Genomic DNA, 2,030 nt, shown 5'->3' with positions numbered 1-2,030 from the left:
CAATTTCTGAATTGAAATTGTTTACTTTTAAATTGAGATTGCGTATAATACCGAATGTATAAAAAAGTAGTTTGACAGTCAAAGTGTCTTTCTAGTCCGACCAGGCCATGGGAGGGGTAGATTGGGCGCTTTTTTATTTGCACAAATATAAACAATAGTAGATAAATTTAGATAGAAAGGAATATATTCATGATTACTCGTGGTTTTGATACAATTGCAGCTATTTCATCGGCGCCGGGCGAGGGTGCGATTGGGATTGTCCGTCTTTCAGGTGATGACGCACTAGCGATTGCAGATAAGGTTTACAAATTAGGTCAGAAAAAATTGAGTACGCAAGATAGTCATACTATTCATTATGGACATATTGTAGATCCAAAAGATGGTCAAGAGATTGACGAAGTGATGGTGTCTGTTATGCGTGAGCCAAAAACATTTACGCGTGAAGATATTGTTGAGATTAATACCCATGGTGGGATTGTGGCGACAAATCGCGTGCTGGAACTCGTTTTGCGTGAAGGGGCTACCCTAGCAGAACCAGGTGAATTCACCAAACGTGCCTTTATCAACGGACGAATTGACTTAACCCAAGCAGAAGCTGTGATGGATTTAATCCGTGCTAAGACGGACCGGTCAATGGATTTAGCTGTGAAGCAGTTGGACGGAAAATTATCCAATTTAATCGAAAATTTACGTCAAGACATTTTAAATACCTTGGCGCAAGTTGAAGTAAACATTGACTACCCGGAATACGATGATGTGGAAGAAATGACCCTTAAATTATTGGGCGAGAAAACAACTATTATCAAGGACCGGATCGATGGCTTATTATCGACCGCTAAACAAGGAAAAATCTTGCGTGACGGGATTTCAACTGCCATTGTGGGTCGTCCAAATGTAGGGAAATCTTCCTTACTGAATGCCTTATTAAGAGAAGAAAAGGCCATTGTAACGGATATTGAAGGCACAACGCGTGACACGGTTGAAGAATATATCAATATCCGCGGGGTACCCTTGAAATTAGTGGATACAGCGGGTATTCGTGACACAGAAGATGTGGTGGAACGTATCGGTGTGGAACGGTCGAAGAAGGCCCTAAAGGAAGCAGAATTGGTGTTATTATTACTCAACCAATCTGAAGCCTTAACAGCTGGTGACCGTGAGCTTTTAGCCTTAACCCAAGACCATAAACGAATTATTATCATGAATAAAATTGATTTACCAAACCAACTTTTAAAAGAATCCCTATTAGAGTGGGTCGAAGAGGACGAAATCATTGCCACGTCTATGATGACTCAAGAAGGTATTGACGCTTTAGAGGAGAAAATTGCAGACTACTTCTTCTCTGGTCAATCAGGGGAAAAAGACGCGACTTATGTTTCTAACGCCCGTCATATAGACCTTTTACAAAAAGCGAGTCAATCATTAGACGAAGTGAAAAACGGGATTGATATGGGCATGCCAGTTGACTTGATTCAAATCGACTTTACCCGTGCTTGGGAAATTTTAGGTGAAATTATTGGTGAAAATGCGCCGGATGAACTATTAACACAACTATTCAGTCAATTCTGTTTAGGTAAATAAAAGAAGCGTAGAAAGGATGAGATGATGCAAACTTATGAAGCAGGCAAATATGATGTCATTGTAGTTGGTGCTGGGCATGCAGGTAGTGAAGCAGCTTTAGCCGCGGCGCGTATGGGCGCTGAAACCATGTTGATCACGATTAATATTGATATGGTTGCCTTTATGCCATGTAACCCGTCAATTGGGGGACCAGCTAAAGGGGTAGTTGTAAGAGAGATCGATGCCCTTGGTGGTGAAATGGGCCGCAATATTGATAAAACATATATCCAAATGCGTATGCTGAATACAGGTAAGGGACCAGCTGTCCGTGCCTTACGTGCGCAAGCAGATAAAGATGAATACGCCAAAGAAATGCGTAGAACTATCGAAAACCAAGACCACTTAACCCTACGTCAAGGGTTAGTAGACGACTTGATTATTGAAGATGATACGGTTAAAGGGATTATCAC

The 2,030-nt window shown here is 41.3% G+C and carries 2 protein-coding genes; both read left to right on the top strand.

What is annotated here, in order from left to right; translation table 11 throughout:
- Window positions 1-189 precede the first annotated feature (189 nt).
- Window positions 190-1,581: a tRNA uridine-5-carboxymethylaminomethyl(34) synthesis GTPase MnmE gene (mnmE, locus tag ACRCJ0_RS12785; protein ID WP_371430932.1), complete on the top strand. Its 1,392-nt coding sequence runs from the start codon at window positions 190-192 to the stop codon at window positions 1,579-1,581.
- Between the two features lie 24 nt (window positions 1,582-1,605).
- Window positions 1,606-2,030: FAD-dependent oxidoreductase (locus ACRCJ0_RS12780; RefSeq protein WP_431390669.1), on the top strand; the 425-nt coding region annotated here is incomplete at its 3' end.

This window comes from Aerococcus sp. L_32, from assembly GCF_050689315.1.
This window is presented reverse-complemented; position numbering and strand designations above follow the sequence as displayed.

What these genes read in the sequence shown, in the direction of transcription:
- mnmE (WP_371430932.1), top strand. Translation starts at nt 190, where the DNA reads ATGATTACTCGTGGTTTTGATACAATTGCAGCTATTTCATCGGCGCCG.